This window comes from Methylobacterium sp. WL120 (assembly GCF_008039465.1).
Classification (GTDB): Bacteria; Pseudomonadota; Alphaproteobacteria; order Rhizobiales; family Beijerinckiaceae; genus Methylobacterium; species Methylobacterium cerastii.
Genome location: NZ_VRUT01000226.1, coordinates 1 through 5,790, shown reverse-complemented (window position 1 = coordinate 5,790; position 5,790 = coordinate 1). Strand labels below are relative to the sequence as shown.

Annotated in this window: 6 protein-coding genes and 1 pseudogene; 3 read left to right on the top strand and 4 right to left on the bottom strand. The window is 70.7% G+C overall.

Annotated features, from left to right (window positions below; all coding sequences use genetic code 11):
• Window positions 1–123, top strand: a pseudogene (locus FV229_RS28290) (LysR family transcriptional regulator); the annotation flags it as partial.
• 16 nt (window positions 124–139) lie between these two features.
• Here the strand turns inward: FV229_RS28290 and mepA are convergent.
• Window positions 140–1,069, bottom strand: coding sequence for a penicillin-insensitive murein endopeptidase (gene mepA, locus FV229_RS24760; RefSeq protein ID WP_147754489.1), 930 nt, complete (start codon window positions 1,067–1,069; stop codon window positions 140–142).
• 118 nt (window positions 1,070–1,187) lie between these two features.
• Here mepA and FV229_RS24755 point away from each other — a divergent pair, with 118 nt between their 5' ends.
• Entirely contained in the window at window positions 1,188–1,568 is a 381-nt protein-coding gene (locus tag FV229_RS24755) for a PRC-barrel domain-containing protein (protein WP_246688330.1), read from the top strand.
• 18 nt (window positions 1,569–1,586) lie between these two features.
• Here FV229_RS24755 and FV229_RS24750 read toward each other — a convergent pair whose 3' ends face one another.
• The 3 genes from FV229_RS24750 to FV229_RS27825 form a co-directional block, all read right to left on the bottom strand.
• On the bottom strand, window positions 1,587–2,201 hold the full coding sequence (locus tag FV229_RS24750; RefSeq protein ID WP_147754487.1) for a ParB-like protein: 615 nt from the start codon (window positions 2,199–2,201) through the stop codon (window positions 1,587–1,589).
• A 178-nt stretch (window positions 2,202–2,379) separates the two neighbouring features.
• On the bottom strand, window positions 2,380–2,505 hold the full coding sequence (locus FV229_RS28515; protein ID WP_281406016.1) for a hypothetical protein: 126 nt from the start codon (window positions 2,503–2,505) through the stop codon (window positions 2,380–2,382).
• Between the two features lie 436 nt (window positions 2,506–2,941).
• Entirely contained in the window at window positions 2,942–3,247 is a 306-nt protein-coding gene (locus FV229_RS27825; protein WP_147754486.1) for a hypothetical protein, read from the bottom strand.
• A gap of 14 nt (window positions 3,248–3,261) precedes the next feature.
• Here FV229_RS27825 and FV229_RS24740 point away from each other — a divergent pair.
• The coding region (locus tag FV229_RS24740; RefSeq protein ID WP_147754485.1) for a ribonuclease E/G at window positions 3,262–5,790 on the top strand (2,529 nt) is incomplete at its 3' end.

Here is a 5,790-nt window from a genome sequence, read left to right as displayed (position 1 = left end):
CGCCAGCCGCTCTGCGCGCTGATGCGGGCCGGCCATCCCCTCGCCCGGGAGGCCGGGCCGGTGCGCCTGCGCGACTGCCTCGCCCATGCGATGGCCCTGCCCGACCGGTCGCTGGCGATCCGCCTGCGAACCTTCGCCTTCAGCGCGCCTTCAGCACCATCCGGCACTCGGCCGGCAGGGCCGCCATGGTCATCGGCGGGCGTGGCTTCGGCTTGGTCTTCGGGGGGCGGGGGTGGAGGATCGCGTCGCTGAACCAGTAGGCGAGCTCCTCGCCGCAGCCGTCGCCGGGCGGCGGCGCGGCCTGGTCGCCGCAGGAATCCTGGCCGTCCGGGCAGGCGAGGCGGATATGGTAGTGATAATTGTGCCCATACATCGGGCGCACCTTGCGCAGCCAGCCGCGGCTGCCGTCCGCCTCCCGGCACAGGGCCTTCTTGATCGCCGGGTTGACGAAGATGCGCGCCACCTCCGGCTGCTCGGCGGTGAGGCGGATCAGGCTCAGCCGCTCCGGCGTCCAGGTGTCGGGGTCGATGTCGAGGCGGTCGGGCCGCACCATGTCGGTGGCCGAGGTCTCCTCGCGCTCCGCCCGCGTCATGCGCCGGTTCGGCATCGGGGTGAGCCACACGTCGGCGTCGAGCCCGAGCTGGTGCGAGGCGTGGCCGGTGAGCATCGGACCGCCGCGCGGCTGCGACATGTCGCCGACGAGCAGGCCCGGCCAGCCGACCCGCGGCGCCTTGGCCGCCAGCCGCTCCAGGAAGTCGACGAGGTAGGGCGTGCCCCAGTTCCGGTTGCGCGACAGGCGCATCACCTGCCACGTCGCCCCGTCGATCGGCAGCGCCGCGCCGCCCGAGAAACAGCCTTTGGCGTAGGAGCCGTAGGCGTGGGCGGGGCCGGAGGCCGGGCCGGTCGCCCGCCCGAACAGCGCCTTGGCCGGGGTCGAGGGCGCGTCGGGATTTTCCAGCGGCGGCAGGGGTTTGGGGTTGAGGGTCCCCTTGTCCTGGGCGTGGGCGGGCGAAGCGAGGGCCGACGAAAGGACGAGGGCGGCGGAGAGGGCGAGGCGGCGCGTGTGCATGCGGGTCTGTGTATCCGGTCCGGCGGTCGCCCGTCGAGGATCGGAACGTCGCCCGCCGCCGGGGCGTTTTTCGGGCAGGCCCGCCGTCGCGCGGGCCGAACGAACCGGAGGCCGCATCGTGACACCCACGCCGGATACCTCTGAACAGGCCCGCAGCCTGATCGCCCACGACCGCGTCGTCGGCACCGACGTGCGCCGGCCGGACGGCACCAAGGTCGGACGGATCGAGCGGCTGATGCTCGACAAGCGCTCGGGCCAGGTCGCCTACGCGGTGATGAGCTTCGGCGGCTTCCTCGGGCTCGGCGAGGGCTTCCATACGCTGCCCTGGGCGGTGCTGCGTTTCTCGCCCGAGCACGACGCCTACGTCGTCGACGTCACCGAGGCGCAGCTGCGCGACGCCCCGCAGCGCTCGCCCGAGGGCACCGACCCGGCCGAAGACCACGCCTGGGAGGAGCGGGTCCACCGCTACTACAACGCGGCGCCGTATTGGGGCCTGTGACGCAAGGGCCGAGCGCCGCTATGCGGTCGGGCCGCACCAGCCGGGGAGGTAGCTCGTCTCGGACGCCTTGGCCAAGGCCATCGCCTCCTCCAGCGCCGCCGAAAAGTCGTTCTCGATGCGCTTGGCCTTGACGTGGCGACGGAGGTAGTCGGCCCAGAGGAACTCGCTGAACGGCGTCGTGTCCTTGGCGAAGCCCCCGGCCCGGCGCAGCTCGCCGGCCAGGCTCCGGTAGGGGTCGTCGGCGAGGTCCACCATCGCCTTGGGGATATCCTTGAACCCGGCGCGCACGCCCTCGGCATCGTAGGGATGCACCCACGATTTGTGGTCGCACACCGTCCAGAACGCGTCCTTGTCGAGGTGGTGCAGGTCCGCGACCACGGTCACGAGCACGCTCTCGACGCCCTCTTCCAGCAGGGCGCGGGACAAATGGTGGTGATCGATGACGTAGTGGTGCTTCTTCGGCCCGAGCAGCGTCGGCACCATGTGCGCCCCCAGGAAGGCGGCGCGCTTGTCGTCGTCATAGTCGCGCCAGCGCCGCCGCTTCTCGGCGACCTCCCGGTAGCCCACCGTCATCTGCGTCGGGCGCAGGTCCGCGATCGGGACGGGCGCCAGCACCGGCTCACGGTTGGCCATCGATTCGGTATTCCCACCGCCGGGCCTTCAGGCCCCCGCGGCGATCTGTCATGATTCCAGCCCACGCCGGAAGGCACGATCGGCGCCCCGCCGTTCACGGTTCCAATAGCCGCCCGTGGCCCTTCGACGGGCGGTTCTGCGACGGGCGGTTCGGCGAGGGCCGTCGGCCAAGCTGAGCTCAGGTCGAGATCGGGCTGTCCTTCCGGAGGTTCCGCAGGGCGCGGAACGGGAGCAACAGGAACTTCACGAAGGCCCGGAGCGCGAGGAAGGCGGCGACCGAGACGACCAGGGCGATGGTTTTCAACAAGGGCTCGCGCACTCCATCCGAGGGAATCGAAGAGGGTCGTCGAGCGGGCTCGGCGGATCGCCGCCCGTGCAACCGCAGGACCGGCAGTCCGCGCCCTAAAGCCGGCAAGATTGTGGGTGTCGGGCGCGACATCGGCGCCCTGGCCTCCCGCCCGCGAACACGCCGGCCGGTTTGAAACGGGCGCCGCCCTGCAGGCGCTTGGCGGGCGATTCCAGCTCGGCCTTGCCAAATCCCTGCGACGATCTGTAATGATGGCAGGCCCTGTCCGATCCTCACGGGATCGTTCGTGCGTCGCGGCCCGCCATCGGGCGACGGCGTGCCCGCTGCGGCGACGATTCTCCGCCGCTGCGGCCCTGGACGGCCGGGGCTCTGCACACGCGACGGGTTTTGCCCCGGCGCATGGGTTATCATGGAATTCGCGGTCGCCTCGTCATTACGGGACGGTCGAGATGGTTTTCGCGAGGTCGGGAATACAGATGGACGGAGGCACAGCATCGATTGCCGTTGCCCATGCCGTCAGCGTGCGCGATGCGCGTCGCGCCGATCCGTCCGTCCCCCCGATCAGGTTCAACCCCAGGCGCAGCGGAAGCGCGCGCCGAGCGGCGGTTGACGGCAATCCCTTCAGTTCAAGCCCCGCGGCCTCGGTTTCGAGGCCGGCGCGAGCCCTCTCCCTGACGGCCTTCAGGCCGGGCGAGGCTCCACCGGGACACGGGCCCAGGAGAGCGACGTCCGCCGCCATGTCGAAAGTTCGTCATGGCCAACAACAAGATGCTCATCGACGCGATGCATCCGGAAGAGACCCGGGTCGTCACGGTTCACGGTTCTAGGGTTGAGGAATTCGACTTCGAGGCGGCCAACCGGCGCCAGCTTCGCGGCAACATCTATCTCGCCAAGGTGACGCGCGTGGAGCCCTCGCTCCAGGCCGCCTTCGTCGAGTACGGCGGCAACCGCCACGGCTTCCTCGCCTTCTCGGAGATCCACCCCGACTACTACCAAATCCCGCTCGCCGACCGGCAGGCGCTGCTCGAGGACGAGGCGCGCGACGCGGAAGAGCACCGCGAGCGCGAGGAACGCCGCCGCAAGTCGCCGCGCAGCAACGGCCGCCGCGTCCGCGGGCGCCGGGCCGAGGCCTCCGCCGCCAAGCTCGACGAGACCGTGAGCGCCGAGGACGTCGCGCAGGAGCATGACGCGTCGCACGAGGCCGCCCGTGCGGACGGGCATGATGCCCCGGCCGGCGAAGCGCATCACGACGCGCAGTCCCACGACACGCAGGCCGCTGAGGCCCATGCCCACGAAGCCCATGCCCACGAAGCCCATGCCGGCGACGATCACGTCGCCGAAGCGCATGTGGACGAGGACCGGCCCGAGGGCGCGATCGCGCCGGGCAGCGACGCCTCCGCCGTCCTGCCCGAGCCGTCCGCCGACGAGCCTGCCGGCGAGGCGCATGAGCACGAGGCCCAGGACGGGGAGACCGCCGACGACGCCCTGCGCCCTGAGGCGATCGTCGCCGTGGCCCAGGGACTGACCGTCGCCGAGGCGCCGACGGCGTCCGAGGACGAATCCGACGAGGATGAAGACGAGGACGAGGACGACGATTCCGACGACGAGGACGAAGAGGACGGCGACGACGAGGAGTCCGACGAGGACGAGGGCGACGAGGATCCCGACGCCGAGCCGAAGATCTCGCAGGTCGGCGGCAACGGCGACGCGCTCGGCGAGCTGCCCGAGCGTCCGCGCAGCCACCGCCGCCACTATAAGATCCAGGAGGTGATCAAGCGCCGCCAGATCATCCTGGTCCAGGTCGTCAAGGAGGAGCGCGGCACCAAGGGCGCGGCGCTCACCACCTATCTGTCGCTCGCCGGCCGCTACTCGGTGCTGATGCCGAACACCGGCCGCGGCGGCGGGATCTCCCGCAAGATCACCTCGGCCGCCGACCGCAAGCGCCTCAAGGAGACCGCCCAGGCGCTGGAGGTGCCCGACGGCATGGGCGTGATCCTGCGCACGGCCGGCGCCTCGCGCACGATGCCGGAGATCAAGCGCGACTTCGAATACCTGATGCGTCTGTGGGAGAGCGTGCGCGCGCTGACCCTGTCCTCGACCGCGCCGGCCTTGGTCTACGAGGAGGGCTCGCTGATCAAGCGCGCGATCCGCGACCTCTACAACAAGGACCTCGACGAGGTCCTGGTCTCGGGTGAGGCGGCCTATGCCGAGGCGCGCGACTTCATGCGCATGCTGATGCCGCAATCCGCAAAGGTGGTGAAGCCCTACCGCGACGCGACGCCGATTTTCGCCCGCCACGGCGTCGAGCAGCAGCTCGACGCGATGTTCTCGACCCACGTGACGCTGAAGTCCGGCGGCTATCTCGTGATCAACCCGACCGAGGCCCTGGTCTCGATCGACGTGAACTCCGGTCGCTCGACCCGCGAGCACGACATCGAGGACACGGCGCTTCGCACCAACATGGAGGCGGCCGAGGAGGTCGCCCGCCAGCTACGCCTGCGCGACCTCGCCGGCCTCGTGGTGATCGACTTCATCGACATGGAGGAGAAGCGCAACAACCGCGCCGTCGAGAAGAAGCTCAACGACTGCCTGAAGAACGACCGCGCCCGCATCCAGGTCGGCCGCATCTCGCCCTTCGGCCTGATGGAGATGAGCCGCCAGCGCATCCGCACCGGCGTGCTCGAATCCTCGTCGGTGCCGTGCGTGCATTGCGGCGGCTCCGGCTTCGTACGCGCCACCGCATCGGTCGCCCTGCACATCCTGCGGGCGATCGAGGAGGCGCTGCTCAAGTCGGCGAGCCACAACCTCATCCTGCGTACCCGCACCGAGGTGGCGCTGTACATCCTCAATCAGAAGCGCGGGCACCTGCACGAGCTCGAGATGCGCTTTGGCGTCACCGTGACCATCGCCGCCGACGAGCGGCTGGGGGCCACCACCGCCTACCAGCTGGATCGCGGCGAGCCGGCCCAGCGCGCCGAGGGTCCGATCACCGGAATCCGCGCCACCGCGATCTCGCCGACTTCCGAGATCGAGGAGGACGACACCTTCGAGGAGATCGAGGACGAAACCCTCGAGGACGCCGCCGGCCCGGAGGTCTTGGGCGAGACCGACGCCGAGGGCGACGAGGCCGACGACGGTCGCGAGGTTGGAGCCGAGCGTTCGGAGAAATCGGATGAGGGCGACGGCCAGCGCCGTCGCCGGCGCCGCCGGCGCAAGCGCGGCGGCGGTCGCTCCGAGGGCGGCGAGGCCGAGCGCGGCACGGAGGCCGGTTCGGAGCAGGGC

Bases quoted from the DNA above. Each gene is read 5' to 3' on its own strand.
- FV229_RS24750 (WP_147754487.1), bottom strand. From the start codon at position 2,201: ATGGCCAACCGTGAGCCGGTGCTGGCGCCCGTCCCGATCGCGGACCTG.
- FV229_RS27825 (WP_147754486.1), bottom strand. From the start codon at position 3,247: ATGGCGGCGGACGTCGCTCTCCTGGGCCCGTGTCCCGGTGGAGCCTCG.
- mepA (WP_147754489.1), bottom strand. From the start codon at position 1,069: ATGCACACGCGCCGCCTCGCCCTCTCCGCCGCCCTCGTCCTTTCGTCG.